This window comes from Acidovorax sp. BL-A-41-H1, from assembly GCF_051942715.1.
Window position 1 is genome coordinate 1,394,351 of sequence record NZ_JBPVJQ010000006.1, and the last position, 25,806, is coordinate 1,420,156.

Below are 25,806 nucleotides of genomic sequence, written 5' to 3' on the forward strand. Positions count from 1 at the left end.
ATGATGCGCGCGGGCGGGTGGCCATCTCCGTGACGGTTGCATTGCGCCAGGGCCTGCACGTCCATAGGCCCGCGCTCTCCAATATCCACTTGCAGTGAACCAGGAAGCACTGGTTGCTGCCAAAATGGCGTCACGGTAAGCGGCTTTGGGTGGCGCGCCGTGTTTCCGATCCTCAGGCCTTCACCGCGCCGCACCCATTCTTGAGCAAGGGCACCAGCTCTGCCTCGGGCACAGGGCGGCTGAAGTGGTAACCCTGCCCTTGGTCGCAGCCCAGGTCCTGGAGGATTTGCACATGGCGTGCTTCCTCCACGCCTTCGGCCACGATGGCAAACCCGAGGCTCTGGCCCATGCGCACCACTGCCGACACAATGGTCACGTCCTGAGCGCTGCGGTGCAGGTCTCGGATAAATGCCTGATCGATCTTGAGTGTGTCCACCGGCAAGTTTTTCAGGTACGAGAGTGAGGAGTATCCGGTGCCGAAATCGTCGATGGCGATGCTGTAGCCCAGCTCCTTGATGGCGATGAATTTGCCTGTCACATCCTCCAGGCCGCTGATGAGTGCGCTTTCGGTCACTTCGAGCTGGACCAGCCGCGGAATGTCGCGGTCCTCGGCGGCGATGGCGCGCAGCGTCTGCAGGAGTCGAGGGCTGCGGAATTGCGCCGCGGCCACGTTCACCGCAACGGGTATCTCGGTCCCAATGATGTCGCGCCAGCGGCGGGCAGCGGCGATGGCCTCGCGCAGCACCCAGTCGCCGATATCGATGATGAGCCCGCTCTCCTCGGCAATAGGGATGAAACTGGCGGGCGGGATGCGGCCCAGTTGCTGGCTTTCCCAGCGCAACAGGGCTTCTGCTCCGGCGATGCGGCCCGTCGCCAGCTCCACCTTGGGCTGGAAGGCCAGCCAGAACTCGCCCTGGGCCAGCGCGGTGCGCAAGCCGTTCTCCATACTCAGCCGCCGCGACGATTCCTGGAGCTGCCGGTCGTCAAAGACACAGTAAGTGTTGCGCCCCAGCTTCTTGGCGGCATACATGCCCATGTCTGCGCGGCTCACCAGTTCGGCCGGAGTGCTGCCGTGATCGGGAAAGAGGCTGATGCCTACCGAGGGCGTGACGTGCAGCTGATAGCCTTCCAGCGCAAACGGCCGACGTATCTGGTTCATCAGTTCCTGCGCCAGCGCGATGGCCTGCTCATCGCTGCCCAGCTGAGGTAGCACCACCAAAAATTCATCGCCACCGTGGCGTGTGACCCAGGCGGGCGGCATTACGGTGGACTGAAGCCGCAACGCCAGCTGGCGCAGCAGCAGGTCTCCCACCTGGTGGCCCAGGGTGTCATTGATGTCCTTGAAATTGTCCAGATCGATGAACAGGAGAGCCAGTCGGCCTTGGGCATCCCGAGCGCGCGCCAGATCCGGGGGCAGGTCGCGTGCCAGTTTGGACCGGTTGCCCAAGCCGGTGAGTGGATCGTGGAAGGCCTGGAAGACGATCTGCCGTTCTTTGTCGATTTCTTCGGAGATGTCGCGCAGTACCAGCAACAGTACGACGTCTCCCGGGTTGTGCAAGGGCACGGCGTTGAGTTCCGCCACAAAGGCTCGTGCGTGCGCCGGGTCGATGCGCAGCTCACCGCGAGCACGCTGGGGCATACCGGACTGGAGGGCTTTAGCCAGCCATTCGCCGCGCAGTTCGCCGCTGGCTTCGTCCAGGAGCCGGAACAGGGTTTGCCAAGGCTGCCTCTGCAGGTCCTGCTCAGCGATACCCAGCAGTCGCGCCGCTGCTCCATTGGCGTACACCACCTCACCCGCTTCGTTGAGAGCCAGCACGCCATCGCTGAGAGCACCCAACGTGGCCTCGATTTCCTTGACGCGCGCCAGCAGCGTTTGCTCGGCCCGAAGGCGCAGTTGGGCTTCGGTGGCGCGTTCGGTATGGAATCGGTTGAATGCATCCACCAGCGCGTCCAGTTCGTCGGGCTGTGCACTGCTGGCCCGGCGCTGAAGCCTGATCCGGTCGTTTTTGTCCAGCGGGTTCAGGCCGCCGACGGCCCGAGCCAGTGCCGACAGGTGGCGCATGATGAGCGAGCGTACGATGACGACCAGGATGGCGGCGATGCTGGCGATCTGCAGAAGCTGGGCAATGGCAATGCGCCAAGCTGTTTCGGCCTGTTGGGCGCGCAGGGCAGCGTAGGACTCGTACACGCGGATCTCGCCCAGCTGCGAGCGTCCCGGCGTCTTGCTCGCGGGGTCGGCAATGGGGGCGCTCCAGGTGGTATCGACAGGGGGAATTTCGCCGGGACGCGACACCGAGATCACCGTGCGTTCGCCGTCCAGAACGTCGGCGCGCACGATGGCGCCTTCGCCGACCATGCCCGTGAGCAGTGCATGCAGGCTGGCGTTGTTGAAGTTCCAGAGGCTTTCGCTGAGTGCCGGCAGGTTTTGCTGCACGCTGCTCTTGGCCTGCTCATGGGCCCGTTGGAGCATTAAGGCTCTTTCTTGCGATACGGTGACCCAGGTGATAGCCGCGAATGCCAGCGAGCTGGCCACAACCACCCATACCAGGGTTTTGGCCGTGAGCGAGGAGGGCTTGAAGGAACGCATGGGGCGTGGTGTGGATACCTGCGCCATGCATGCACGGCGGGGCAGTCGGAAGGCCAGCAATTACCTTGCCAGCGAGGTAAAGCCATTATGTGGGCGCACGAAAATTGACACAATGCTCACAGGTCGCTACGTTAATTTCTTCCATTACCAGACACGGAGTACGCAATGCGAGGTCGTCTTTGCCTTCTGTGGTGGGTGCTGGCCGTCTTTGCATGGACCGGCAACGCACAGGCCGAAACGCTGCGCATTGCAACTGGCGAGTTGCCGCCGTATGCCAGCTCTGCGCGGCCCGACCAGGGGATCTCCTTGCACATTGTGCGTCAGGCGTTTGCCAAGGTCGGGGTCCAGGTCGAGTATGTGTTCCTGCCTTGGACGCGCGCACTGGTCGAAACGCGCGACGGCAGGTGGGACGCCACGGCGGCGTGGGGTCGCAACGCTGAGCGCGACAAGGGGTTGCTGATCAGCGACAACGTTTTGACCGAACAGTGGCAAATCCTTTACCGCAATGACCGAAACTTCAACTGGAGCAGTTTGCAGGACCTGGCGGGCATGCGCATAGGTGTGGTGGCGGATTACACCTACACACCCGCGTTCTGGCAGATGGTCCGGGACGGCACCTTGCGCGCGGACGTGGCACCCGATGATGTGAGCAACCTGAACAAATTGCTCGCGGGCCGTGTGGATGTGGTGCCGCTGGACCGCAATGTGGCCTGCGACCTGCTGGGCGCCAAATTCACAGGTGAGCAGGCGCGCAGGGTCAAGGCGCATCCCAAGCTGTTCGTACCCGACTTCACGACACACCTCATGATGAGTGAGAAGCTGCCTGCCAGCGCCAAGCGCATGGAGCTGTTCAACCAGGGGTTGAAAGCGCTGCGCCAGTCGGGAGAGTACAGCAAGATTCTGCAACAGCAGCCCTGTGCCGCCGATCTGGCGCAGGCTCTCAAGGGTGGCTGATATAGAGGTAAAACATACCTCTACCGCTTGATAGACAAGCCTCGGCTGCTATCGAATTCATATCTTTTCGTCGTCTGCCGCATGCAGGTCGGTGGTCAGGATCGCGCGGTCGTCAAACACGAAGCAGCCGCCCTGGTAGTGCGCGCCGTCGGTCAGCTCGAAATACTTGAGGATGCCACCCTCCAGCTGGTAGACATGCGGCAACCCTTCCTCGCGCATCAGGATGGCCGCCTTCTCGCAGCGGATACCACCCGTGCAAAAGCTCACCACCGTCTTGTCCTGCAGCGCGGCCTTGTGGGTGCGCAGCGCGGTTGGAAACTCGGTGAACTTGCCAATGCGCCAGTCGATCGCGCCCTCGAAAGTGCCAGCGTCCACCTCAAAAGCGTTGCGCGTGTCGAGCGTGACGACCTCGCGGCCTTCGTCATCACGGCCGGCCTGAAGCCAGCGCCGCAGCGTCACCGGGTCGACCGATGGCGCACGGCCCTGCGCCGGCTGGATGGCGGGGTGGTCCATGCGGATGATCTCGCGCTTGACCTTGACCAGCATCTTGCGAAACGGCACGGTGGCCGACCAGCTTTCCTTGGGGTCCAGGTCGGCAAAGCGCTCGTCCTGCTTCAGCGCCGCGACAAAGCTGCGCACCGCCTGCGCCGTGCCGGCCAGAAAGAAGTTGATGCCCTCGCCCGCGATCAGGATGGTGCCCTTGAGGTCTGCCGCGGCGGCGCGTGCGCGCAACACGTCGCGCAGTTCGGCGGCATCGGGCAGCGGCACGAACTTGTAGCAGGAGATGTTGAGAATGGGCAGGTCGGCAGAGGTCACGGTGAATCAGGCATGGATGGGGGCAGGAGCCGAAGGGATGTGCGGCTAGAAACTATACGACCGCCCGCCCGGTTCGCGGGGGGCGATGGGACAGTGCTGCAACCCGGGCCGCGCACGCTGCGACAGCGCCGCGCCGTGTGCGAAGGCAGCAGCCCAGGCCAGATGCGCGGCCGCATCGCAGGAGCTGCCCCAGTCAGGGCACCGGCGTGAGCAGCGTGGTTTCGATCTTGTTGGCCAGCTGTGCGATGGCCAGGGCTGCAGGGCAGCCCGGGGTTTGCAGCAGCAGCAGCTGCCGGCGCATCACGGCGTCGCGCACCGAAGGGTCGGCGGGAATGTCGCCCATGTGGATCAGCCGCACCGGACGGCCCGACTCGGTGGTCACAAAGCGGTCGAGCACCTGCTGCAGCTGGCTGGTGATGGCCCGGCCGTCGCCCGGGCGGGCTGCCTGGTTGATGACCATGCGCACATGCTGGCGCTTTTGCTGCATCGACAGCACCTTGATGGCAGCGTAGGCGTCGGTCAGCGAGGTAGGCTCGGGCGTGGCCACGATAAGCACTTCGGAGGCCAGAGACACCGAAAACAGCACCACATCCGAAATGCCCGCGCCGGTGTCCAGCAACACCACGTCGTACTTGGGCGTCAGCGCCTGGATCACGCTCAGGAACTGGCTGCGAACCTCAGGCGTGAGGCGCGAATACTCGACCATGCCCGAACCGGCCAGCAGCACATGGAAGCCGCCAGGCGCCAGGATCACGGCGCTCTCGAGCGTGGCCTTGCCGGTGAACACGTCGTGCAACGTGATCTTGGGATGCAGGTTCAGCACCACGTCGAGATTGGCCAGGCCCAGGTCGGCGTCGAGCACCAGCACGCGGTGGCCACGACGGGTCAGGGCCGCCGCAAGGTTGGCCGAGACAAAGGTTTTGCCCACGCCGCCCTTGCCGCTGGTGACGGCAATGATGCGGGCGCCCGGCGGGCTGCCAGGGGTGGGGGTGTTGGTGGGGGACAGCGCGTCGCTCATCTTCTAACTTTCAGTAGGCGCTGCCTGCAGGGTCAACCGGCGGCAGATCACCCCAGCCCGAGGGGTTGTAAAGCGGGCCGAACAACAGGCTTTTCTCTTCGGCGGTGACAGTGCTGTCGGGCTGTTCCTCAATACTGATGCGGTTGCGGCCTGCGTCCTTGGCCTCGTAGAGCTGCTGGTCGGCGCGGTCGGTCCACAGCAGGGTGGTGGAGCGGATCCACTGCATGGCAAAGGCACCGCCAATGCTGACCGTCACGTTAAGCTCTATTGAAGGTGATACCTGCACCGGCGTGTTGGCCACCGCGCGGCGGATGCGTTCTGCCACCATCCGGCCAAATCCGGCCTGGCAAGCGGGCAGCACCACCGCAAATTCTTCGCCGCCGTAGCGGGCCAGCGTATCCATGGGCCGCACGCAGGCACTCAGCGTACGCGCCACCGATTGCAGCACCACGTCACCGGCTAGGTGGCCGTAGGTGTCGTTGACCTTCTTGAAGTGGTCGATGTCCAGCATCAGCAGCAGTGCTGCTTCGCCCGAGCGGGTCACGCGGTCGATCTCGCGCTCAAGCACGGCACGAAAGTGGCGGCGGTTGGCGAGGCCGGTGAGGGGGTCTTTAAGGGAAAGCTCGCACAGGCCATCGATCAGGCCCTGCAGGTAGCGCACGGGTTCTTCGCGCTGCAGCGAGGGCACAAGGCCTGCACCGGACTGCGTAATCAACGCCTGTGCCGTGTCCAGCCGGAGGTCGCGCAGATCTACAAGATGGGAAGCCGCAGAGTCAGACACAGACAGAGCAAAAAAGTGTGTCGGAAGTGTACCAGCGCCTCTCCATGTCAAACCCCCTGCCGTCAGGAGGCAAAACCCTGATCGCGCGGCGGCTCGGGCGGGGCCAGTTGCTGCAGGGCCACCAGGGCCTCGGCATCGGTGCGGTACAGCGCCAGGCCGCTGGCGGGTGTCAACAGCCCTGCCTGGCGCAGCACCTGCTCGGCGGGTAGCTTCAGGCCGCTCAGGTGCAGCGTGCCACCGCGGGCCTGCATGAGCCCCTGCAGGTGGGCAAAGGTCTCCACCCCCGTCACGTCGATGCGGTTGATGGGCTGCGCCATGAGACAAAGGTGCAGCACGTCCGGGTGCGCGGCAAGGTGGTCGGCCACCCTGCGCTCCAGCGCGCTGGCCGAGGCGAAATCCAGCTCGGCATCCATGCGCAGCGCCAGCAGGTGCGGGGCCAGCGGCGGCAGCGCCCACAGGTGGCGGTCGCGCAGGCTGCCGTCGGGGTGCAGGCCCACCTCGATGATGCGCGGGTGCAGCCGCTGATACAGGAAGTGGCTCAGGTTCATCAGCAGGCCCACCAGCACGCCCCAGTACATGCGTGGCGCGGTGGCCAGCGTGAGCGCGAAGGTTACGCCGGCGATGATGGCCTCCACCCGCGATATGCGCCACAGCCCCAGCAGCGCCCGTGGCTTGATGAGGCTGGTCACCGCTGTCACCACCACCGCGGCCAGCACCGACTGCGGCACGTGGTACAGCGCAGGGGTGAGCCACAGCAGCACCACCAGCACCAGCGCGATGGCAAACACGGTGGCCCAGCCACTTTTGGCGCCCGCATACAGGTTGATGGCCGAGCGCGAAAACGAGGCGCTGGTGGCAAAGCTGCCGCACAGCCCGCTGCTGATCTTGGCAAGTCCCTGGCCGATCAGGTCCTGGTTTTCGTTCCAGCGCTCGCCCGAGCGCTGGCTTTCCACTTTGGCGCTCGATGCCGTCTCCAGAAAGCTCACCAGCGTGACCACCAGCACCGGCATGATCAGCGCCGCAAAGCTGTCCCAGGGCAGGCTGCCGGGCCAATAGGGTGCCGGCAGGCCTGATGGCAGCGTGCCTACCACGGCGCCTCCGGCATCGGCATAGCCCAGGGCCCAGCTCAGCGCCCCGGCTGCACCCACGATCACGATGGCTGCCGGAAACCCGGGGCGCCACCGGCGCGCCAGCACCAGCAGCGCCAGGCTACCCAGGCCGAACGCCGCCGCTGTCAGGTCGAAAAGGCCGGGAGACGGGGTAGTGAGGAGCGCCCCCCAGTTGGCGCGCAGCCCCAGCAGCGAGGCCAGCTGCGATCCCAGGATGAGCAGCGCAGCGGCCTGCGTGAAGCCGCTGAGTACGGGCGACGTCACAAGGTTCAGCAGCCAGCCAAAGCGCGCCAACCCCATCACCAGTTGCAGCAGCCCCGACATGATGGCCATCCACGCGGCCAGGGCCACCCAGTCTGCGCTGCCGGGTTCAGCCAGGCCGGTGAGCGACGCGCCGATGAGCAGGCTGGTAAGCGCGGTAGGCCCGACACCCAGGCGTGTGGAAGAACTGAACAGCACGGCCACCAGCGCCGGGATCAGCGATGCATAGATGCCGGTGACCAGCGGCATGCCCGCCAGCGCGGCATAGGCCACACCCTGGGGCACCAGCATCAGTCCCACGGTCATGCCTGCCGTGAACTCGCCGCGCAGCAGGCGCGCGTCGGGCCGGGGCCATGAGAGAAAGGGAAACCAGCGCGTGAAGGAAGCAATCGGCAGCATTGGGTGATTGTCGCCCCCCGGCGCCGGCCTGACAGGCGACATGTTCTGGGCCTGCGCCTTGCCCGACGCCGCTGGGCGCTACCATTTGTAGATGACCCATCCTGCCCCCGACCATCCCCTGGCTCCGGCCACCGCGCTGATCCACCACAGCTACCTGCCGCCCGAAGGCTTTGTGGCACCGCAGCCCGCGGTGCACAAGGCTTCCACCGTGATCTTTCCGAACGTGGCGGCCATGCGCGCGCGTGACTGGAAGGACAAGAGCGGCTACACCTACGGTCTTCATGGCACGCCCACCACCTTCATGCTGGAAGAGCGTCTGTGCGCGCTCGAAGGCGGTTTGCAGTGTCTGCTGGTGCCCAGCGGTCTGGCCGCCATTGGCAGTGTCTCGCTGGCGCTGCTGCAGCCGGGCGATGAAGTCCTGATCCCCGACAACGCCTATGGCCCGGGCAAGGAGCTGGCGCGGGGCGAACTCGCCCGCTTCGGTGTCACGCATGTCTATTTCGACCCGCTCGACCCGCAGGACCTGGCGGCACGCATCACGCCAGCTACCCGGCTGGTGTGGCTGGAAGCACCCGGCTCCGTCACCATGGAGTTCCCCGACCTGTGCGCGCAGGCGCGCATCTGCCGCGAGCGGGGCGTCATCAGTGCACTGGATAACACCTGGGGCGCCGGGCTGGCCTTTGCGCCGTTCGACCTGCTGGGCGACGGCAGCCTGGGTGTGGACATCTCCATCCACGCCCTTACCAAGTACCCCAGCGGCGGCGGCGATGTGCTGATGGGCAGCGTGATGACGCGCGATGCCGGCCTGCACATGAAGCTCAAGCTGTCGCACATGCGGCTGGGCATGGGCGTGGGGGCCAACGACGCCGAAGCCGTGCTGCGGTCGCTGCCCAGCATCGGTCTGCGCTACCGCGCCCACGACGACGTGGCCCGCCGCCTGGTAGTGTGGCTGCAGGACCAGCCCGACATTGCCCAGGTGCTGCACCCGGCCTTGCCGTCATCGCCCGGCCATGCGCAGTGGAAGGCGCTGTGCGGCGCCGACCAGGACGGCGTGGGAGCGGCGGCAGGCCTGTTCAGTGTGATGATCGACCAGCGGCATTCGCAGCAGCAGGTGGATGCGTTTTGCGACAGCCTGCGCCTGTTCAAGCTGGGCTACAGCTGGGGCGGGCCCATGAGCCTGGTGGTTCCCTACGATCTTGCAAGCATGCGCAGCCGGACGTCGCCGCACCTGAAGCCAGGCACGCTGGTGCGCTTCTCCATTGGCCTTGAGACGTTTGAAGATCTGCAGGCGGACCTGGCCCAGGCCATGGCGCGCGCTTTTGCGACGGGGGCCTGACTACCGCGCAGGCTTGGGCAGGGTAGATGGGGGTGGTAGTTTCCGCAGTGGCGCAGGGCAGGGCGGTGGCTTAGTGTTGCAGGTACCTGTGGCCTCCGGCTGCCCACCTGCTGACTCTGCGCATGACTGCCCTTTCATCCGACAACGCACCTGCCAGCACCGTTCCTGACACCGCCGCTACGGCGGCACATCCACCTGCCGGCAGCAGCCCCGCGCCAGCGCAGCCACCCACCGCTGCCGAAATCGTCGCCCGCGCTGTGGCGGCCGACGGGCGCCGCGCAGCGCCGGCTGTGGTGATCGAACGCCTGCGGCTTGCCGACCCCTGGCGCTGGCTGGCGCTCGGCGTGCGCGATGCGCGGGCGGCACCGGGTGTCGCCGCGTTCTACGGGTCGTGTTTCTGGATCATGGCGCTAGTGCTGGGCTGGGTGTTTCGCACGCGGCCCGAGTACACGATGTCCATTGCGAGCGGTTGCCTGCTGGTAGGCCCTTTTCTGGCGATGGGCCTGTACGACACCAGCCGCCGCCGCGAGGCGGGGCTCAAGCCCTCGCTGAGCGAGTCGCTCACCTGCTGGGACACGCACATGGGCAGCATGGGCATGCTGGTGCTGGTGCTGGTGGTGCTGGAGCTGCTGTGGGGCCGTGCATCGCTGGTGGTGTTTGCGGTGTTCTTCAATACCGGCATGCCATCGACGACCGGCGTCCTGGACGCCGTGTTCAGCCCCAGCAACTGGACCTTTGTGGCGGTGTATGCGGCCGTAGGCGGGGTGTTTGCCGCGCTGGTGTTCTCCACCTCGGTGGTGTCCATCCCCATGATCCTTGACCGCGATACCGACGCGCTGACCGCGGGCATCACCAGCATTCGCGTGGTGGTGGAGAACACGCTGGTCATGCTGCAATGGGGCGCGCTGCTCACGCTGATCGTGGCTGCGTCGTTGTGGTTCTGGGGCATCGGGCTGCTGGTGGCGGGGCCGGTGCTGGGGCATGCCAGCTGGCATGCCTACCGCGCGTCCGTCAGGCCTGCAGGAGCAACCGGCGCAGCAGCCGTGCAAGCGGCCTGACAGGGCCCGTGCTGTTACAGTGGGCCTCAACTTTCAGGAAGCAATTACCTTGGCAACACCCAACTACGGCTATGAGAAGCGCCAGCGCGAACTCGCCAAAAAGAAGAAAAAAGAAGAGAAGCTGCGGGCCAAATCCCATCGCGCGCCCGGCGATACCCAAGATACCCAGGATGGGCCGGATGGTCAGCCTGCGGATGGTCAAATTCAGGACGGCAGCGCCGACTCGCGCGATGGCGCCAGTGCCGCCCCCGGCCCGGCTGCCGGCTCGGCTGGCTGAAACCCCTGTCGGGACAGCCTGAAGCGGCCCCCTGCGGGCCCGTGTCAGGTTCGCCCGCGTCTCCGTTTCGCCGCCAGCCCTGCCTTCACCCGCGCTGTCAGCGCAGCAGCTTTTTCAGCTCAGGCCACACGTTGGCCAGCATCTGCGGATGCGCCTCGGCCCGCGGGTGGATCCGGTCGGCCTGGAACATTCGCGTCGGGTCCGGCCCATCGGCCACATCCTTCAGAAAAAACGGCACCACGGCCGCCTTGCGCGCCTCCGCCACCTGCGTAAACAGCCCTGCAAAGCGCCGGGCGTAGTCAGTACCGTAATTCGGGGGCACCTGCATGCCTACCAGCAGCACCTTCGCCCCCGCCTTTTGCGCGGCCTCGGTCATGGCGGTCAGGTTGTCTTCCACGCTTTTCAGCGGCAGGCCACGCAGGGCATCGTTGCCCCCCAGCTCGATCACCACATGGCTGGGCTTGTGCTCGGCCAGCAGGGCCGGCAGGCGCGAGCGGCCGCCCGAGGTGGTCTCGCCGCTCACGCTGGCGTTGACCACCCGCGCACTGAGCTTTTCCCGGGCCAGCTGCTGCTCCAGCAGGGCCACCCAGCCGGTGCCGCGGGCGATGCCGTATTCGGCGCTCAGCGAGTCTCCCAGTACCAGGATCAGCGGCGTGCGGGCAGCCGCGGCGCCCTTGGCTGCAGCCGGTTGCGCCCAGGCGGCCGGTGCGGCGCAAAGCCCCGCGGCCACGGCTGTAAAAGCGCTCAGGATAAAGTGGCGGCGATACAGATGTCGAATCAAAGCAAAGAACCTTTCATGTCCGAGCCCACCACGCCTTCCCACACGGCAGCTTCCACGCCCATCATTGCGGTAGAGCACGTATTCAAGTCGGTGACGGATTCCACAGGGACACTCGACATTCTGCGGGATATCGATTTCCGCCTCGCGCCGAGGGAGACCGCGGCCATCGTGGGTGCGTCGGGCTCCGGCAAGAGCACGCTGCTGTCGATCATTGCGGGGCTCGATACCCCTACGCGCGGCACCGTGCGGCTCGATGGCCACGACCTGTTCGCCATCGACGAAGACGCCCGTGCCGCGCTCCGCGCCGCCAAGGTGGGCTTTGTGTTCCAGAGCTTTCAGCTCATGGGCAACCTCACCGCACTCGAGAACGTGATGCTACCGCTGGAGCTTTCGGACCGGCGCGACGTGCAAAAGGGCGCCCGTAAGGCCGCGGCGGACATGCTGGCGCGCGTCGGCCTGGGCGAGCGGCTGTCGCACTACCCCAAGGTGCTGTCGGGTGGCGAGCAGCAGCGCGTGGCGCTTGCGCGTGCCTTTGTGGTGCAGCCGGCCGTGCTGCTGGCCGACGAGCCCACGGGTAGCCTGGACTTTGCCACCGGCGAAACCATCATGCGACTGATGTTTGACCTCAACCGCGAGCTGGGCACCACGCTGGTGCTGGTGACGCACGATCGCGCCATTGCCGCGCAGTGCGATCGCCGCATCACCATCGAGGCAGGCCGCGTGGTCTGACCGCAGGGTTGGTTTGCGCCCTGCTGCAGGCCGCTGAGGGTTCTTTCAGCCGGTTTTTGGGTCTTTTAGGCCTCTAGCGCTGGTTCTAATTGCCTGTATAGCTATCAATTAAATAGCATCTTCCGGCAAGCCTGCGGCGCCAGCGGATAATCGCGGCCATGTCCAGCCCCAAAGTTCTCTTCGGCTTTCACGCCGTGGGCGTGCGTCTGAAGACCGCGCCGAAATCCATCATCGAGATTTACTACGAAGCCACGCGCCGCGATGCGCGCATGCGCCAGTTTCTTGACCGTGCCCGCGAAGCTGGCGCCCGCCTGATCGAAGCCGACAGCGTGCGCATTGCCAAGCTCGCCGGCAGCCACGGCCACCAGGGCGTGGCTGCACGGGTGGAGCCTGTGGCCCAGGTCACCTCGCTCGACGAGCTGCTGGAAAACCTCGAAGCCGCCGGCATCGAGCAGCCCCTGCTGCTGGTGCTCGACGGCGTGACCGACCCCCACAACCTGGGCGCCTGCCTGCGCGTGGCCGACGGTGCGGGTGCGCATGCGGTCATTGCCCCCAAGGACCACGCCGTGGGCATCAACGCCACCGTGGCCAAGGTGGCCAGCGGCGCTGCCGAGACCATGCCGTACTTCATGGTGACCAACCTGTCGCGCACGCTGAACGAGCTCAAGGAACGCAACATCTGGTGCATCGGCACCAGTGACGACGCACCGCGAACCATCTACCAGGTGGACCTCAAGGGACCTGTGGCCCTGGTGCTGGGCGCCGAAGGCGATGGCATGCGCCAGCTCACGCGCAAGACCTGCGATGAGCTCGTGAGCATCCCGATGAAGGGCGCGGTGGAAAGCCTGAACGTATCGGTGGCCAGCGGCGTGTGCTTGTACGAGGCTCTGCGCCAGCGCAGCTGACCCCGCCATGGGCTGGTGTTGAACCGGCCCTGATTCGACCCTGACGCGCGGCACTCCATTTCCATGAGGGCGGTGTGCCAGTGCCCGCGCGTTCTGGCCCGGGGCAGTGCGGCTGCGCCGTTTGCCCCCAAGGCCCGAAATCCCCTGCGGCTTGACCCGATGGCGGCCCGGCCCGCCGCCCGCAGGCCTGAACCTGTCTCTCAGCTGACATCGTTGCGCCGCGTTATCCCGTAGCCTGCGCCACCTTTCAACTATCAGGTCTTGCCACTCCATGAGCCGCCGCCAATTTCTCCTTCGCGCCACACAGGCCGTTGCCGCCACCGGGTTGCCCGTCTGGGCCCACACCGCCACGGCCGCCGAGGAGGCCCTGACCGCGCGCTCTGTCACGCTGGGGTGTTCCATTGCGCTGACCGGGCCGCTGGGGCAGGCGGGTATCGAGCAGGTGGCCGGCATGAAGGCTGCGTTTGCCGAACTGAACCAGGCCGGCGGCGTGAACGGCCGCGAGGTTCGCCTGGAGGTCAAGGACGACGCCTACGTGGCGGCCCGCACGCTGCAAAATGTGACCGAGATGCTCGACGCGCAGTCGGTGTTTGCATTGATCTCGCCGCTGGGCACGGCCAACACGGCAGCCATCCTGCCGATCATCGAGTCCAAGGGCATCCCCACCGTGGGTCCTGTCACGGGCGCCACATCGCTGCGCAGTCAGGAAGCCCGGCACGTGTTCTTCCTGCGGCCCACCTACCGCGAGGAAACGCAGCGCCTGGTCAAGCAGGTGGTGGACATGGGCCTCAAGCGCATTGCGGTGGTGTACCTGGACAACCCCTTCGGCAAGGAAGTGCTCAAGGACATGTCCCGCGCGCTCGATGAGATCAAGGTCGAACGCGCTGGTGAATATGCGCTGGCCGTGGACGGCAAGAACGGTACCGAACTGGCCGACAAGGTAGCCGCCGAGCGCCCGGGCGCCGTACTGCTGGCCACCACCGGTACAGCCAATACGGCCTTTGTGCAGGCCTTCCGCCCCAAGGCGCCGGGCGTGCCACTGGCGGGCCTGTCGGTCACGGTGGTCTCGTCCGAGCTGCCCAAGCTGGCCGCCAACACGCGCGGGCTGGCGCTGGTGCAGGTGTTTCCGGATGCCACGTCGCAAAAATCGGTGTTGGTGCGCAAGTTCCAGAGCTCGATGAAGGCCACGGGCGCGTTGCCCGCGTACCTGACGAGCGGCAGCGCGCTCGAGGGCTGGCTCAATGCCCAGATCATGATCGAAGGCCTGAAAAACGCGGGCAAGGAGCCCACGCGTGAACGCCTGCGCGCGGGGCTGGCAGGCATCCGCGCGCTGTCGTTCGGCGACTTCAACATCGGTTTTGGCAACAAGGCGCCCTACATCGGCTCGGATGCCATCTACCTGGCCATCTATGCCGACAACGGCCGCCGCGTGAGCTGACGGGGAGGCCGGGGCGGGGCCTGCAGCGGCCTTTGAGAGACATGGGTGGTGACAGGGCTTACACCAGCCCCAGCGCACCCAGTAGCGCCCCTGCCCCCAGCATCCACAGCAGGTGCAGCTTGGTGCGCCAGACCAGGAGCATGGTTACCGCCGTCAGCAGCCACAAGGGCCAGTCCAGCGCGGGCACCCCGTGCGCCCGGGCCAGCACCCATGACGTCGCCAGCAACAGGCCAATCACCACCGGTGCCATGCCCTGCTTGAAGGCCCGTACCGCGCGCCGCTCGCGGTTGCGGTGGCCCCACCGCGTGGCCAGCCAGGTCAGCAGGCTGCTGGGCAGCATCACACCCAACATGCACAGGGCCATGCCGAGCGCACCCAGCAGCCAGCCGGCAGCGCCGCTTCCGCCTGCGTTGATGCCCACGTTCCACCCGAGCAGCGCCACAAACAGCACGTTGGGCCCGGGGGCGGCCTGGGCAATCGCAATGGATGCGCTGAACTGCGGGTCGGTCAGCCACGCGTTGCGCTCGACCAGGTAGCGGTGCATGTCGGGTGCCGTGGCAATGGCGCCGCCCACGGCCAGCAGCGACAGCGACAGGTAGTACAGGAACAGGTGGAGCCAGTCCGTGGGCCCCAGGTTCAGCAGCGGCGCAGTGGCGGTGGTAACCGTGGTGGCTGCATTGATGTCGACGGCACTCATGGCGCAATCCTCCGCCACGTCAGCACGCATGCGGCCCCGCCGATCACCGGCAATATCCAGTACAGCGGCCACTGCAGCACCGCCATGGCCACAATGGTGAGGCCTGCCAGCACCGCGCACAGGGCCCGTCCCAGCGGGTGGTTGCGGATGGATGCAAAGAGCTTGATACCCACACCGGCAATCAGCCCCGCAGCCACGGCGCCCATGCCGCGCAGCGCGCCAGCCACGGCCGGGTGGCTGGAGAACTGGGCATACACCACAGCCAGCGCCAGCACCAGCATCAGCGGAAAGGTCAGCATGCCTGCCAGGGCGGCAAAAGCGCCCCGCAGCCCGAAGTAGCGGTCACCGATCATGATGCTCAGGTTGACCACGTTGGGGCCCGGCATGATCTGCGCCACCGCCCAGTCCTCCAGAAACTCCTCGTTGGTCATCCAGCGCTTTTTCTCCACCAGCTCGCGCTGCACTACTGCCAGCACGCCGCCAAAGCCTTGCAGGGCCAGCCAGGTGAACGACCAGAACAGGTCGGCCGGATTGCGCGGGCAGGGGCGTGGGGCTGTTTCGGGCAGCGGCTGCGAGGGATCGGAGGATGAAGGGTGCACGGGCATTGGCGGGAGCTAAGGCTGGGCGAGGGCAGAAAAAGGCAGGGTCTGAAAGGCAGCGTGCGCGGGGAGCCCGGGTTGCGCCACGGGGTCGCCATCCGGTGGTCGGGCCCGAGCTTGCAGCATGCCGTTTTCGCCGGCCGTGGGCCGCCCCGTGCAGGGCATGCCATTGTGCCGCGGCGCTACGAGTCTTGCGTGTGCGGTCGACTCGCTGGGGGGCGGCTACGACTGCCCGGTCATCGGCGCCGGGTGGTTGCCCTGCGCCAGCAGGTGGGCTTCAAACACTTCGGCGATGGGCGTGTGGCGCTTACCGCGCGGCCGCACGATGTGCCACTGCGAGCCGATGGGAAATCCCGCCACGTGCAGCACCGCGAGCCCGTGCGCGGCGTGCGTGTCGTGCAGTGAATGCACCGACAGTACCGACAGCCCCAGGTTGGCCGCCACGGCTTCCTTGATGGCCTCGTTGCTGCCCAGCTCCAGCCGCACGCGGGGTACAAAGCCAACCGTCCGGCAATGCGCATCGACCGCCATGCGCGTACCCGAGCCCCTTTCGCGCAGGATGAAGCGTTCGTCCTGCAGGTCGGCCAGTGCCAGACCTTTGCGACGGGCCAGCGGGTGGGCGGCGGGCGCCACGAGCGCCAGCGGGTTGGGCATGAGCACCTGGTCTTCCAGGTCCATGTCGGCCGGGGGCATTGACATCACGTACAGATCGTCCAGGTTGTCGCGCAGGCGCGCCACCACGCCGTCGCGGTTCAGGATCTGCAAGGCCACGTCCACCTCCGGGTGTTCGTCGCAAAAGCGGCCCAGCAGTCGGGGGATGAAGTATTCGGCCGTGCTGACTACCGCCACCTTCAGCCGCCCGCGGCGCAGGCCCTTCATGGCGTTCACGGTCTGGCCGAAGGTGTCCCACTCGGCCACCATGGCGCGCGCGGTAGTCGCCAGCTCGCGCCCGGCCTGCGTCAGGTGCACCTTGCGCGAGATCACTTCGTACAGCGGCAGGCCGACCGCCTCGGCCACCTCGCGCAGCTGCATGGAGGCGGTGGGCTGCGTCACATGCATGGCCCGCGCGGCGGCCGTCACGCTGCCCGTGTCGGCCAGCGCCAGAAAAAGCCGCAGTTGTCGAAAGCTCACATTCATAGATAAAGCGATATGTATAGAGGTGGATGAATCGATTTTACATAACGGGTCAGCCTTCGTAACATTCGTGAACAGTCCCGAAAAACCAATAACAACTCCATGCAAAACCTGCTTGATCCCGCGATCCTTTTCTTTGTTTTTGGCGTGTTTGCCGGCGCCGTGCGGTCCAACCTCGAAATCCCGCCCGCCATCGCCAAGTTTCTGTCGCTGTACCTGCTCATGGCGCTGGGCCTCAAGGGCGGGTTTGCGCTGTCGCAGTCGGGCTTTGGCGCGCAGGTGGGGGTAGGCCTGGGCGCGGCCCTGACCATGGCGTTTGTGGTGCCGCTGATGGGGTACGCCTTCCTCAAGCGCCACGTGTCGCGCTTTGACGCGGCTGCGGTGGCGGCGTCCTACGGCTCGGTGAGCGCGGTGACGTTTGTCACGGCCATGCAGTTCCTCGAAACCAACCAGCTCGCCTATGGCGGGCACATGGCGGCGGCCATGGTGATCATGGAATCCCCCGCCATTCTGATTGCCGTGCTGCTGGCCAACCGCCTGCGCCAGGAGGCCGCAGCGGCTGCGCCTGCTGGCGTGGTCGTGAGCGGTGGCGGTGCCGCCCTGGCGGGCGGGCCCGGAGCCACGGGTGCTGCGTCGCCCCTGTCTCTGCGCAAGGTGCTGCACGAGTCGTTTACCGACGGCGCGCAGATGCTGCTGCTGGGCGCCATGGTCATCGGCTACGCCACGGGCGATGCGGGCAAGGCCGTGATGCAGCCGTTTTCGGGCGACCTGTTCAAGGGCATGCTGGCGTTCTTCCTGCTGGACATGGGCCTGATGGTGGCGCGCAATTTTTCGTCGGTGCGGGGCAAGTCGCCGGTGCTGGTGGCGTACGCCGCCGTGGCGCCGTTTGTGCACGCCTCCATCGCACTGGGCCTGGCGGCCCTGCTGGGCATGTCGGCGCCGGATGCCGCTTTGCTGATGGTGCTGTCGGCCAGCGCGTCGTACATCGTGGTGCCGGCCGTGCTGCGCTACGCCGTGCCCGAGGCCAACCCCTCGCTGTATTTCGGGCTGTCGCTGGGCGTGACCTTCCCCATCAACATGCTGATCGGCATACCGCTGTACACCGGTCTCGCGGTGCGCGTACTGGGCTGACAGGGCGGTCGCACGGGTGTCAGGCGCTGGCCGCGTTGCGCTGCCGCGCTACTTACACTGATGGCTCTCACAGGAGCCTGATCCATGAAACTCATCCGCTACGGCGAAGCCGGGGCCGAGCGCCCCGGCCTCCTTGACGCCCAGGGCACACTGCGCGACCTGTCGATGCTGCTGCCCGACATCGGCCCCGCCCAGCTCAACCCCCGCACCCTCGCGGCCCTGGCCGCCATCGACACGAGCCGCCTGCCTGCCGTGCCCGGCACCCCGCGCCTGGGCAGCCCTGTGGGCGGTGTGGGCAAGATCGTATGCGTGGGCCTGAACTACGCCGATCACGCCCGAGAAGCCGGCCTGCAGCCGCCCGCCGAACCCGTGCTGTTCATGAAAGCCGTGAGCGCGCTCAGCGGCCCCCATGACGACGTGCGCATACCCCCCGGCGCGATCAAGACCGACTGGGAAGTCGAGCTGGGCATCATCATCGGCACCACCGCCAGCCATGTGACCGAGGCCGACGCCCCGGCCCATGTGGCTGGCTACGTGCTGGCCAACGATGTGTCGGAACGCGCCTGGCAGATGGAGCGTGGCGGCCAGTGGGACAAAGGCAAAAGCTACGACACCTTTGCACCCATCGGCCCCTGGCTGGTCACCACCGACGAGCTGCCCGACCCGCACGCCATCGACCTGTGGCTGGAAGTGAATGGCCAGCGTGTGCAGCAAGGCAGCACCGCCAACTTCATCTTCGGTGTGCCCACCGTGGTCTCGTACATCAGCCAGTTCATGACGCTGATGCCCGGCGACCTGATCCTGACCGGCACCCCGGCGGGCGTGGGCCTGGGCCAAAAGCCTGCGCCGTGGTACCTCAAGGCCGGTGATGTGATGCGGCTGGGTGCAACCGAGCTGGGGGAGCAGGTGCAGCGCTGTACCGGCGGGTAGGGAGCTGCAGGGCAAAAATGTGGGTCAAAAGTGCCTCAGGCCCCCGATTTGTTTGCCCTGAATGCTATGCAAAAGATAGTGCCTGCGGGACCGGCGGCGCGCGTGGATGGCGCCGTACTGACAACCGGGTCGTCAGTTCTCCAGTTCGACCGTCTCCACAAACACCAGCTCGCACGAGTTCGCACCCGAGTCCGAGCGGGTGAGCGAACTGGTCCAGGTCCAGCCGCTGGCGTGCGATACCTGCACCAGCTGCCCGGTGATGCGGACGTAGCGCCCGGCCTTGACATGCCTGAGCGTGCGCTCCACCGCTGCAGTGGCCGGAATCATGTGCATGTTGGCCGATGACTCGACGATCTCCTGCACCGGGATGGGCGGCTGTTCGCGCCACGAGTATCGGTACCACCGGCCCCCCTGTGTGATGTTCAGCGGCTCGTACACCTTGGGGTCGGCCATGCGCTTCCAGCCCAGTGCCAGATCCACGGGCGACAGATCGGCTTCGCGCCCGAGACGGTAATCTTCGCGCGCCAGCACCCGGGCGCGTACCGCAAAGCTCGCCAAAGGCTGCACCTGGTAGCCCCTGAACTCAAAAGCCTTGCCGCTGGCCGACCCTTGCAAGGGGCCATCGCCGGCCGGGAACACCGCGCTGGCGCCCGCGTAGCTTTGCAGCTTCTGGTCGGCATTCCGCACCCGCAGGGCCTCGATACCGAAGAAGGCCACCCCGAGAACGATCGCGATCTTGATGAGGGTGATGAGATTCATTGCGGCATGGGGCGAAGGGTAACGAATTGTGCACACAGTCCGTGCAGCGGCCACGAGCTCGCCTTTGCGACGGGAATGCCGGGTCCAACATCGGTGTGTACTGGCGCCGTAGTGCGACGTTGCACCGGGCACGCTGCGCCCGCAACACTGGCGGCGCTGGCTGACATCCGCAGGGCCTGCGCGCTCGCTCTGGCACGGGCGCGGGGCCTTCACAGTCGGCGCATGCCACCACACCTGTACCCCGAACATTGCTCCCCCGCCTACCCACGCGGCGGTACGTTGGCGTGCGTTCTTAGCAAGCGCGGCGCCTATGCCCCTGTTCACAGCGCGGCACGCGGGTGCAACGCATGAACGCAGACCTGTCGTTCAACGTTGGCTACGCGCTGGTGGGCCTGCTGCTCATCGTCATGACGCTCAGCAGCTCGTTCATTGCGCGGGTGCCTCTCAGCTCCGCCATCCTGTATCTGGCCGTGGGGGTGGGCGTGGGCCCCGCCGGGCTGGGGCTGCTCACGCTGGACCCGCTGGACGACTCGCACCTGCTGGAGCGGCTGACCGAAGTGGCGGTGCTCATCTCGCTGTTCACCGTGGGCCTCAAGCTCGAACTGCCCCTACGCGACCGGCGCTGGCGAATTCCGCTGCGGCTGGCGTCGGTGTCGATGGTGCTCACCGTAGCGGCGGTCACGGCCGCGGGCGTGTGGCTGCTGGACCTGCCCCTGGGCGCTGCCGTGCTGCTGGGGGCGATCCTGGCGCCCACCGATCCGGTGCTCGCGTCGGACGTGCAGATGTCCGACCCGCACGACCGCGACCGCCTGCGCTTTGGCCTGACCGGCGAGGGCGGCCTGAATGACGGCACCGCCTTCCCCTTTGTGATGCTGGGCCTGGGCCTGCTGTCCCTGCACGACCTGGGCGACTGGGGCTGGCGCTGGTGGGCGGTGGACGTGGCGTGGGCCGTGGCCGGTGGCTTGGGGCTGGGCTACCTGCTGGGCATGGCGGTGGGCACTGCCATCCTGTACCTGCGCACCCACCACCGCGAAGCGCTGGGCCTGGATGAATTCATGGTGCTGGGGCTGATTGCGCTGGCCTACGGCGTGGCGCTCATCGCACACACCTACGGCTTTCTGGCGGTGTTTGCAGCGGGCCTGGCGCTACGGCGGGTGGCGCGGACGCAACCGGCTTGGCACGGCAAACCCAGTGCAAATCGGGAACGGGGCCCGCAGGCCGCCGCGAGCGCCGACGCTGCCGACACGCAGGCCCGGGGGACGTCGCAGCCACTGGCACCACACCCGGGTGCCCGCCCCGCACTCCCGTCCGACGAAAGCAAAGTCGCTGAAGAAGTGCCCGGCCAGATGATGGAAGCCGTGGCGCGCTTCAACGCCCAGCTGGAGCGCGTGGCCGAAGTGGCGGTGGTGCTGGTGGTGGGTGTGCTGCTGACCGAGGTGCGCTTTGGCCTGGAGCTGCTGTGGTTTGTGCCGCTGCTGTTGCTGGTCATCCGCCCGGCCGCTGTGTACCTGGGCCTGGCAGGCGCCCCGGTGGCTTCGCCCGAGCGCCGCCTGATCGCTTGGTTCGGCATCCGCGGCATCGGGTCGATGTACTACCTTTCGTACGCCATCACGCACGGCCTTGCCGTGGCGCATGCAGAGCAACTGGTGGCCATCACCTTGTCAGTGATCGTCGCCTCGGTGCTGTTGCATGGGGTCAGCGTTACGCCGCTGATGCGGCGGTATGAAAAGCGCAAGGACAGGGCCAACGGTTTTGCTGCGATAACGGATCGAGACGGGGTGTAGCGAGCACTTTGTATGGCTTGGCAGCTACCAAAAACGTGGTGCAGGGCGCATCTGCATGGCCAGCCAGCCGTCGTGCAGGCACACCCGTGTCCGCAGGGTCAATGCCCGGCGCCATCGGGCGAATCGTGCAGCTTGCGCAGCCCCCGGCACCTGGGGAAGGTGCTGCACCCCCAGAACTGCTGACCCGGCAAAGAGCCACGCTGTGATGTACGCAGCACCATGGCGCTGCCACAGGTGGGGCACGGGGGCGATGGGTGGGCCGCCGATACCGCGGCGGGTTCTGGCGAAGCTGGTTTCGGTCGTTGCGGCGCTGATCCTGCTGCTGGTGCCGCACCATTTTCCGCATGCCGCTGACGCAACTGCTGCACATGCGCGGCATGCGTAGCCCGAGTAGGTGCCAGCCGGCCTGATTGCAGGCGCAGGGCCAGGTCTTCCGCTTGCTGGGGGGTAAACACCGCCTGCTGCAGCGACTGTATGTAGCGCACACAACCATTTCCAAACGTCACATTCGCGGGCATCGGCGTCTTGAACGTGCTGCCGCCCACAAACACCACCACTGAGTGGATGGTGTCATGCGGCACCTCCAGCAAGGCTGCCAGCGCCTGGGTGTGCCGGTAGTTTTGGCGCAAGGGGTTTTGGAACCTGAAGGTGCGTTTGAACAGCTTTTGCGTCCACTCGGCCTGCCGCTCGCCACCAAAAATCCAACCCTGCATGTTTTTGGTCTCGATGGCAAACACGCCGTGGCGCGACACCACCACATGGTCGATCTGCGTGCTGCCGTCTGGCGTGGCCAGCGTCACGTTGTGCACTGTTGTGTAGGTGGTCTTGTCCAGGCCCCAGTGCAGCAGCAGCCGCACCATCCATTCGCCAAAATGCCCCTTGGCCCACGGGCTCTGGGCGATCGCAATCGCCAGCATCAGTGGCACCAGCCAGATCAGGGTGGAAAACAGGGCGTTGAAGCCGGGGTCCAGTGCGTTTTTCATGGAAGGGCAGGACAGATTGTCGTGAGCGTGACTATGGCCAGGTTGTAGCGCGGCTGTGGCTTGGCTGCAGTGTGCTGTGGTGTGTGGGGCAGTGAGGGAGACTACCAAGTGCTGCCTGGTCTCAAGCGCACGGAGCGGCTCCCATCCACCACCCGTTCGGGCTGAGGGTCTTAAAGCCTTGCGCAGCGTTCACTATCCGTTCGGGCTGAGCCTGTCGAAGCCCTGCGCAGCGCTTTGCGGCAGGCCCGGCTTCACGCATGTCAACCGCGCCAGGCCATCCCCGCATCGGTAGGCACAGCCTGCGCGCGGCCCAGGGCTTCCAGGGTTTGCAGCAGCGTGGGCAGGCCTTTCTTCCACGGGCCGCGGCCCTTGAAGCGGGTTTCGATGGCAGGCAGCGTGAGCGGGATGGGGCTGCTGGCCAGCGCAGCGGCCACGGCGCGCACATGCTCGGGCAGAGGTAGTTAGCAGGCGCGTTGGCGTCTGCGGCGGTATTGTTGTCTCCCATGCGGGGAGTCATGGCCAGCGGGTGGCGGACTCCTATAACAGATGTGAGCGGTCAGGCGCGGCGCTGGCGTGCTCGCACGGAAGGGCGGGCAAGGCGTGTGCAGGTACGTTGCCTTCGATCGCGCAGGGTATGCGTGTTCGTGTAATCAGCGTGCGGTCGACGATTTCAGGCGAAAGTGTTGACGTTGGTACCCAGCGTGCCGCTGGTGGCCAGCGCAGGCTGGGGCATGGTCTGAGCGACGGCGTCCAGCATGGTGGTAGCCGATGCGGCCTGGATGTCGAGCGCTTTTTTCAGCACCGCGATGTTCACGGCATCGGCGCTTTGTGCGCTGGCCATGGCGGTGGCGGTGTTGACAATGCTGTTGGTGAGGGCGACGTCCATGGAGACTCCGGGTTGCCCTCGAGATATCGGCAACCCGGGCGGTAACTTGAGCCGCCACCGGTGCCTGCATGCGCCGCGCTACTCCAGTGCGGGCACGCCAATCGCGGGGCAGGTGGACAGGTCCGAGGGCCGCTCCTGTGCCAGCTGGCTTGCAGCGTCGCGCAGCGCGGTGCGCAGGCCTTCTTCGAGTGTGGGGTGGTAGAACGGCATGCCCAACATGTCATGCACGGTCATTTTCTGCGCCACGGCCAGCGCCAGCAGGTGGGCCAGGTGCTCGCCCCCGGGCGCGCACAGTTCGGCCCCGCGCAGCCGGCCTGTAGCGCGGTCTGCATACAGGTGCAGGCCGCCGCGGTTGCGGCCCGCGGCGCGTGCGCGGCCCTGGTCTTCAAAGCTGACCTGCCCGGTGACGATGCTGGCGGCGTCAAGCTGCGCGAGGCCCTGGCCCACCACAGCTGTTTGCGGTGCGCTGAACACGATGGACAGCGGCACGCGGCGGTCAAATCGCTGGGGTCGTGCGGGCTGCATGGCGTTCATGCCGGCAATGTGGCCTTCGTCGGCGGCCTCGTGCAGCAGTGGCACCTGCGTGTTGGCGTCACCCGCCATGAACACGGGCAGCTCGCCCACCTGCATCGTGTGCGCATCCACGGGCGGCAGGCCCTTGTCGCTGAGCGGCACGCCCAGGCTTTCAAGACCCAGGTGCTCGATGTTGGGCACGCGGCCAATGGCTGCCACCACATGGTCCACGATGGCTGTGTGGTTGCCACTGCGCACCTCGATACCGCCGGACACCTCGCGCAGCTCCGCCGCGGGGCCCACATGCAGGTGCATGTCCGCCTTGAGGGCCGCCGTCAGTTCGGCGTTGATGGCCGGGTCGCTCAGCCCGGCAAATTGCGCCGATGTGGAAAACGCCCACACCGTCAGGCCCAGCCGCGCCAGCGCCTGCGCAACCTCGACACCAATCGGCCCCATGCCGATGACGGCCACGCGCGGGCCCAGGTCGGGCTGCTCGAACAGGTTGTCGGTGGTGAGCATGCGCTCGCCAAAGGCCAACCATTCGTCGGGCAGGTGCGGGCGCGAGCCCGTGGCGATGATGATGCTGCGCGTGTCGTAAGCCCGGCCATCAATGTCCACGCGCTGCGGGCCCAGCACGGTGGCCCGGCCGGCGCGCTTGCTGCGGCCCAGCTGCGCGGTGGCCTGCAGCGCGCTGGCGGCAAAGTGGTCGCGCAGTGCGCGTACATGGCGCAGCACGGCGGGGATGTCGGCGCGCAGCGCCTCGGTGCCCTGCACGCCAAAGGTGGCGAGCGCATGGCGCCGGTGGAAGGCATCGGCCACCTCGATGAGTGCCTTGGACGGCATGCAGCCCACGCGGGCACAGGTGGTGCCCCACGGGCCTTCGTTGACGATGAGAAAGCGTTCGGTGCGCTTGCGGACTTCACGCAGTGCAGCGAGGCCCGCAGTGCCTGCGCCGATGATGATGGTGTCGAGCGGTGGGCTCATGAACTCCTCTCGGGGTGCCTTGGATGCCAGGGGTCAGCGCTGCGGCGTGGGTGCTGCAGTTGTGCCCGGGCGGGGTGCCGGATGAGTTTGGCTCAACGGTAGCGCGGGCCTTGTAGGCGCATTGCCTGATCGGGGTAGGGGCAACGGTCGCGAGCCTGCGGCGCATTCAGGAGGCTTTGTTTGGCGCCGTGCAGCTGCGACGGTGGCGGTGCTGGAGCTGATGCGCCGCACGGCTTTGGCGTGCCCGACGGTACAGCGAACGGGCGAGGGCGGGCCGGTCAGGGGCGCGGCCAGCCCACGCGGCCCTGGCCGCAGTTGTTGATGCGCTCCACAAACGCGGTCGCCTGCATTTCAGGCAGGCGCAGTTCCAGCGTGACCATGCTGTGGTGCTGCACCTTCAGCAGCTCGGCACCTGCAGCTTCGATCTCGCGGCGCAACAGGCCTTCCAGCGCGTAGGGCACCTGGCAGTGCAGCACCGCCATGCGCTGCAGTGTGACCTTGGGAGCAGTCAGCAGGGCCTGCGCCACGGTATCGGTGTAGGCCCGAACCAGCCCGCCGGCACCCAGCATCACACCACCAAAGTAGCGCACCACGGTCGCCAGCACGCCTTCCAGGTCCTGGTGGCGCAGCACGTCCAGCATGGGCCGGCCGGCGGTGCCGCCGGGCTCGCCATCGTCCACGGCGGCAGACTGCCCGCCCGCCAGCAGGGCCCAGCAGATGTGCGCTGCGCCGGGGTGCTGCTTCCACAGCGCGTCCACCGCGGCCTGGGCGCTGGCCCGGTCGGCCATGGGCTGCACGCAGCCGATGAAGCGGCTTTTCTTGATGACGAGTTCGCTGTGCGCCGGGGCAGCCAGGGTCTGGGGCATGGGGGCGTGAGTTTACGGCGCCGGGACGCAGGCAGCGCGGCGGCACCCGGTGCGCGCAGATGTGGCCTGACCCGGGACGCACACCAGTGTT

Annotated in this window: 25 protein-coding genes; 10 read left to right on the plus strand and 15 right to left on the minus strand. The window is 66.6% G+C overall.

Annotated elements, in window-relative coordinates:
• Positions 1 to 172 precede the first annotated feature (172 nt).
• The gene (locus tag ACTPOI_RS19700) at positions 173 to 2,470 is read right to left on the minus strand and encodes a putative bifunctional diguanylate cyclase/phosphodiesterase (protein ID WP_440111853.1); all 2,298 of its coding nucleotides are present in this window, start codon (positions 2,468 to 2,470) and stop codon (positions 173 to 175) included.
• 282 nt (positions 2,471 to 2,752) lie between these two features.
• On the opposite strand from ACTPOI_RS19700, the gene ACTPOI_RS19705 reads away from it, so the two are divergent.
• Entirely contained in the window at positions 2,753 to 3,541 is a 789-nt protein-coding gene (locus ACTPOI_RS19705; protein ID WP_440111855.1) for a substrate-binding periplasmic protein, read from the plus strand.
• Positions 3,542 to 3,598: 57 nt separating this feature from the next.
• Here the strand turns inward: ACTPOI_RS19705 and ACTPOI_RS19710 are convergent, their stop codons facing one another.
• From ACTPOI_RS19710 to ACTPOI_RS19725, 4 genes are all read right to left on the minus strand, one after another.
• Positions 3,599 to 4,342, minus strand: a complete 744-nt coding sequence (locus ACTPOI_RS19710) for a sulfurtransferase (RefSeq protein WP_440112701.1) — start codon at positions 4,340 to 4,342, stop codon at positions 3,599 to 3,601.
• Between the two features lie 208 nt (positions 4,343 to 4,550).
• Positions 4,551 to 5,375, minus strand: coding sequence for a MinD/ParA family protein (locus tag ACTPOI_RS19715; RefSeq protein WP_440111857.1), 825 nt, complete (start codon positions 5,373 to 5,375; stop codon positions 4,551 to 4,553).
• A 10-nt stretch (positions 5,376 to 5,385) separates the two neighbouring features.
• Entirely contained in the window at positions 5,386 to 6,156 is a 771-nt protein-coding gene (locus ACTPOI_RS19720) for a GGDEF domain-containing protein (RefSeq protein ID WP_440111860.1), read from the minus strand.
• A gap of 62 nt (positions 6,157 to 6,218) precedes the next feature.
• Complete coding sequence (locus ACTPOI_RS19725) at positions 6,219 to 7,925, minus strand: SulP family inorganic anion transporter (RefSeq protein ID WP_440111862.1); 1,707 nt, start codon at positions 7,923 to 7,925, stop codon at positions 6,219 to 6,221.
• Between the two features lie 91 nt (positions 7,926 to 8,016).
• Between ACTPOI_RS19725 and ACTPOI_RS19730 the strand changes: the two genes are divergently transcribed.
• From ACTPOI_RS19730 to ACTPOI_RS19740, 3 genes are all read left to right on the plus strand, one after another.
• Positions 8,017 to 9,261 carry a PLP-dependent transferase gene (locus ACTPOI_RS19730; RefSeq protein ID WP_440111864.1) on the plus strand — a complete coding sequence of 415 codons (1,245 nt, stop codon included), beginning with the start codon at positions 8,017 to 8,019 and terminating at the stop codon, positions 9,259 to 9,261.
• Between the two features lie 122 nt (positions 9,262 to 9,383).
• Positions 9,384 to 10,319, plus strand: coding sequence for a DUF2189 domain-containing protein (locus ACTPOI_RS19735; protein WP_440111867.1), 936 nt, complete (start codon positions 9,384 to 9,386; stop codon positions 10,317 to 10,319).
• Between the two features lie 49 nt (positions 10,320 to 10,368).
• Entirely contained in the window at positions 10,369 to 10,596 is a 228-nt protein-coding gene (locus tag ACTPOI_RS19740) for a hypothetical protein (RefSeq protein ID WP_440111869.1), read from the plus strand.
• A gap of 97 nt (positions 10,597 to 10,693) precedes the next feature.
• Here ACTPOI_RS19740 and ACTPOI_RS19745 read toward each other — a convergent pair whose 3' ends face one another.
• Positions 10,694 to 11,377, minus strand: a complete 684-nt coding sequence (locus ACTPOI_RS19745) for an arylesterase (protein WP_440111871.1) — start codon at positions 11,375 to 11,377, stop codon at positions 10,694 to 10,696.
• A 15-nt stretch (positions 11,378 to 11,392) separates the two neighbouring features.
• Between ACTPOI_RS19745 and ACTPOI_RS19750 the strand changes: the two genes are divergently transcribed.
• The 3 genes from ACTPOI_RS19750 to ACTPOI_RS19760 all read left to right on the plus strand — a co-directional run bounded on the left by ACTPOI_RS19750 (position 11,393) and on the right by ACTPOI_RS19760 (position 14,449).
• Entirely contained in the window at positions 11,393 to 12,106 is a 714-nt protein-coding gene (locus ACTPOI_RS19750) for an ABC transporter ATP-binding protein (protein WP_440111873.1), read from the plus strand.
• Positions 12,107 to 12,264: 158 nt separating this feature from the next.
• Positions 12,265 to 13,011, plus strand: a complete 747-nt coding sequence (gene rlmB, locus ACTPOI_RS19755) for a 23S rRNA (guanosine(2251)-2'-O)-methyltransferase RlmB (RefSeq protein ID WP_440111876.1) — start codon at positions 12,265 to 12,267, stop codon at positions 13,009 to 13,011.
• Positions 13,012 to 13,282: 271 nt separating this feature from the next.
• The gene (locus tag ACTPOI_RS19760; protein ID WP_440111878.1) at positions 13,283 to 14,449 is read left to right on the plus strand and encodes an ABC transporter substrate-binding protein; all 1,167 of its coding nucleotides are present in this window, start codon (positions 13,283 to 13,285) and stop codon (positions 14,447 to 14,449) included.
• 58 nt (positions 14,450 to 14,507) lie between these two features.
• On the opposite strand, the gene ACTPOI_RS19765 is transcribed toward ACTPOI_RS19760, so the two are convergent.
• From ACTPOI_RS19765 to ACTPOI_RS19775, 3 genes are all read right to left on the minus strand, one after another.
• Positions 14,508 to 15,146, minus strand: a complete 639-nt coding sequence (locus ACTPOI_RS19765) for a chromate transporter (RefSeq protein WP_440111880.1) — start codon at positions 15,144 to 15,146, stop codon at positions 14,508 to 14,510.
• Positions 15,143 to 15,751: a chromate transporter gene (locus tag ACTPOI_RS19770; RefSeq protein WP_440111883.1), complete on the minus strand. Its 609-nt coding sequence runs from the start codon at positions 15,749 to 15,751 to the stop codon at positions 15,143 to 15,145. Before ACTPOI_RS19770 ends, ACTPOI_RS19765 begins: the two co-directional genes overlap by 4 nt.
• A gap of 216 nt (positions 15,752 to 15,967) precedes the next feature.
• A complete protein-coding gene (locus ACTPOI_RS19775; RefSeq protein ID WP_440111885.1) occupies positions 15,968 to 16,882 on the minus strand; it encodes a LysR family transcriptional regulator in 915 nt (304 codons plus the stop codon).
• A 99-nt stretch (positions 16,883 to 16,981) separates the two neighbouring features.
• Between ACTPOI_RS19775 and ACTPOI_RS19780 the strand changes: the two genes are divergently transcribed.
• Both ACTPOI_RS19780 and ACTPOI_RS19785 read left to right on the plus strand, forming a co-directional pair.
• Positions 16,982 to 18,010 (plus strand): sodium-dependent bicarbonate transport family permease, encoded by a 1,029-nt coding sequence (locus ACTPOI_RS19780; RefSeq protein ID WP_440111887.1) that lies wholly within the window; start codon positions 16,982 to 16,984, stop codon positions 18,008 to 18,010.
• A gap of 84 nt (positions 18,011 to 18,094) precedes the next feature.
• Positions 18,095 to 18,940 (plus strand): fumarylacetoacetate hydrolase family protein, encoded by an 846-nt coding sequence (locus ACTPOI_RS19785; RefSeq protein ID WP_440111889.1) that lies wholly within the window; start codon positions 18,095 to 18,097, stop codon positions 18,938 to 18,940.
• 132 nt (positions 18,941 to 19,072) lie between these two features.
• On the opposite strand, the gene ACTPOI_RS19790 is transcribed toward ACTPOI_RS19785, so the two are convergent.
• A complete protein-coding gene (locus ACTPOI_RS19790; protein WP_440111891.1) occupies positions 19,073 to 19,699 on the minus strand; it encodes a hypothetical protein in 627 nt (208 codons plus the stop codon).
• A gap of 347 nt (positions 19,700 to 20,046) precedes the next feature.
• Here ACTPOI_RS19790 and ACTPOI_RS19795 point away from each other — a divergent pair, with 347 nt between their 5' ends.
• On the plus strand, positions 20,047 to 21,483 hold the full coding sequence (locus ACTPOI_RS19795; protein WP_440111894.1) for a cation:proton antiporter: 1,437 nt from the start codon (positions 20,047 to 20,049) through the stop codon (positions 21,481 to 21,483).
• A 98-nt stretch (positions 21,484 to 21,581) separates the two neighbouring features.
• Here ACTPOI_RS19795 and ACTPOI_RS19800 read toward each other — a convergent pair whose 3' ends face one another.
• From ACTPOI_RS19800 to ACTPOI_RS19820, 5 genes are all read right to left on the minus strand, one after another.
• Positions 21,582 to 22,466: an NERD domain-containing protein gene (locus ACTPOI_RS19800; RefSeq protein ID WP_440111896.1), complete on the minus strand. Its 885-nt coding sequence runs from the start codon at positions 22,464 to 22,466 to the stop codon at positions 21,582 to 21,584.
• A gap of 260 nt (positions 22,467 to 22,726) precedes the next feature.
• Positions 22,727 to 22,900 (minus strand): hypothetical protein, encoded by a 174-nt coding sequence (locus ACTPOI_RS19805; RefSeq protein ID WP_440111898.1) that lies wholly within the window; start codon positions 22,898 to 22,900, stop codon positions 22,727 to 22,729.
• Positions 22,901 to 23,136: 236 nt separating this feature from the next.
• Positions 23,137 to 23,352: a YjfB family protein gene (locus tag ACTPOI_RS19810; RefSeq protein ID WP_440111900.1), complete on the minus strand. Its 216-nt coding sequence runs from the start codon at positions 23,350 to 23,352 to the stop codon at positions 23,137 to 23,139.
• Positions 23,353 to 23,430: 78 nt separating this feature from the next.
• Positions 23,431 to 24,849 (minus strand): dihydrolipoyl dehydrogenase, encoded by a 1,419-nt coding sequence (locus ACTPOI_RS19815; protein WP_440111901.1) that lies wholly within the window; start codon positions 24,847 to 24,849, stop codon positions 23,431 to 23,433.
• 278 nt (positions 24,850 to 25,127) lie between these two features.
• Positions 25,128 to 25,715 (minus strand): IMPACT family protein, encoded by a 588-nt coding sequence (locus ACTPOI_RS19820; RefSeq protein WP_440111903.1) that lies wholly within the window; start codon positions 25,713 to 25,715, stop codon positions 25,128 to 25,130.
• Positions 25,716 to 25,806: the final 91 nt, after the last annotated feature.

Coding starts and splice junctions, on each gene's coding strand:
- ACTPOI_RS19700 (WP_440111853.1), bottom strand. CDS start 2,470: ATGCTCCAACGGGCCCATGAGCAGGCCAAGAGCAGCGTGCAGCAAAAC.
- ACTPOI_RS19705 (WP_440111855.1), top strand. CDS start 2,753: ATGCGAGGTCGTCTTTGCCTTCTGTGGTGGGTGCTGGCCGTCTTTGCA.
- ACTPOI_RS19715 (WP_440111857.1), bottom strand. CDS start 5,375: ATGAGCGACGCGCTGTCCCCCACCAACACCCCCACCCCTGGCAGCCCG.
- ACTPOI_RS19725 (WP_440111862.1), bottom strand. CDS start 7,925: ATGCTGCCGATTGCTTCCTTCACGCGCTGGTTTCCCTTTCTCTCATGG.
- ACTPOI_RS19730 (WP_440111864.1), top strand. CDS start 8,017: ATGACCCATCCTGCCCCCGACCATCCCCTGGCTCCGGCCACCGCGCTG.
- ACTPOI_RS19735 (WP_440111867.1), top strand. CDS start 9,384: ATGACTGCCCTTTCATCCGACAACGCACCTGCCAGCACCGTTCCTGAC.
- ACTPOI_RS19750 (WP_440111873.1), top strand. CDS start 11,393: ATGTCCGAGCCCACCACGCCTTCCCACACGGCAGCTTCCACGCCCATC.
- rlmB (WP_440111876.1), top strand. CDS start 12,265: ATGTCCAGCCCCAAAGTTCTCTTCGGCTTTCACGCCGTGGGCGTGCGT.
- ACTPOI_RS19760 (WP_440111878.1), top strand. CDS start 13,283: ATGAGCCGCCGCCAATTTCTCCTTCGCGCCACACAGGCCGTTGCCGCC.
- ACTPOI_RS19765 (WP_440111880.1), bottom strand. CDS start 15,146: ATGAGTGCCGTCGACATCAATGCAGCCACCACGGTTACCACCGCCACT.
- ACTPOI_RS19770 (WP_440111883.1), bottom strand. CDS start 15,751: ATGCCCGTGCACCCTTCATCCTCCGATCCCTCGCAGCCGCTGCCCGAA.
- ACTPOI_RS19775 (WP_440111885.1), bottom strand. CDS start 16,882: ATGAATGTGAGCTTTCGACAACTGCGGCTTTTTCTGGCGCTGGCCGAC.
- ACTPOI_RS19780 (WP_440111887.1), top strand. CDS start 16,982: ATGCAAAACCTGCTTGATCCCGCGATCCTTTTCTTTGTTTTTGGCGTG.
- ACTPOI_RS19785 (WP_440111889.1), top strand. CDS start 18,095: ATGAAACTCATCCGCTACGGCGAAGCCGGGGCCGAGCGCCCCGGCCTC.
- ACTPOI_RS19790 (WP_440111891.1), bottom strand. CDS start 19,699: ATGAATCTCATCACCCTCATCAAGATCGCGATCGTTCTCGGGGTGGCC.
- ACTPOI_RS19795 (WP_440111894.1), top strand. CDS start 20,047: ATGAACGCAGACCTGTCGTTCAACGTTGGCTACGCGCTGGTGGGCCTG.
- ACTPOI_RS19800 (WP_440111896.1), bottom strand. CDS start 22,466: ATGAAAAACGCACTGGACCCCGGCTTCAACGCCCTGTTTTCCACCCTG.
- ACTPOI_RS19810 (WP_440111900.1), bottom strand. CDS start 23,352: ATGGACGTCGCCCTCACCAACAGCATTGTCAACACCGCCACCGCCATG.
- ACTPOI_RS19815 (WP_440111901.1), bottom strand. CDS start 24,849: ATGAGCCCACCGCTCGACACCATCATCATCGGCGCAGGCACTGCGGGC.
- ACTPOI_RS19820 (WP_440111903.1), bottom strand. CDS start 25,715: ATGCCCCAGACCCTGGCTGCCCCGGCGCACAGCGAACTCGTCATCAAG.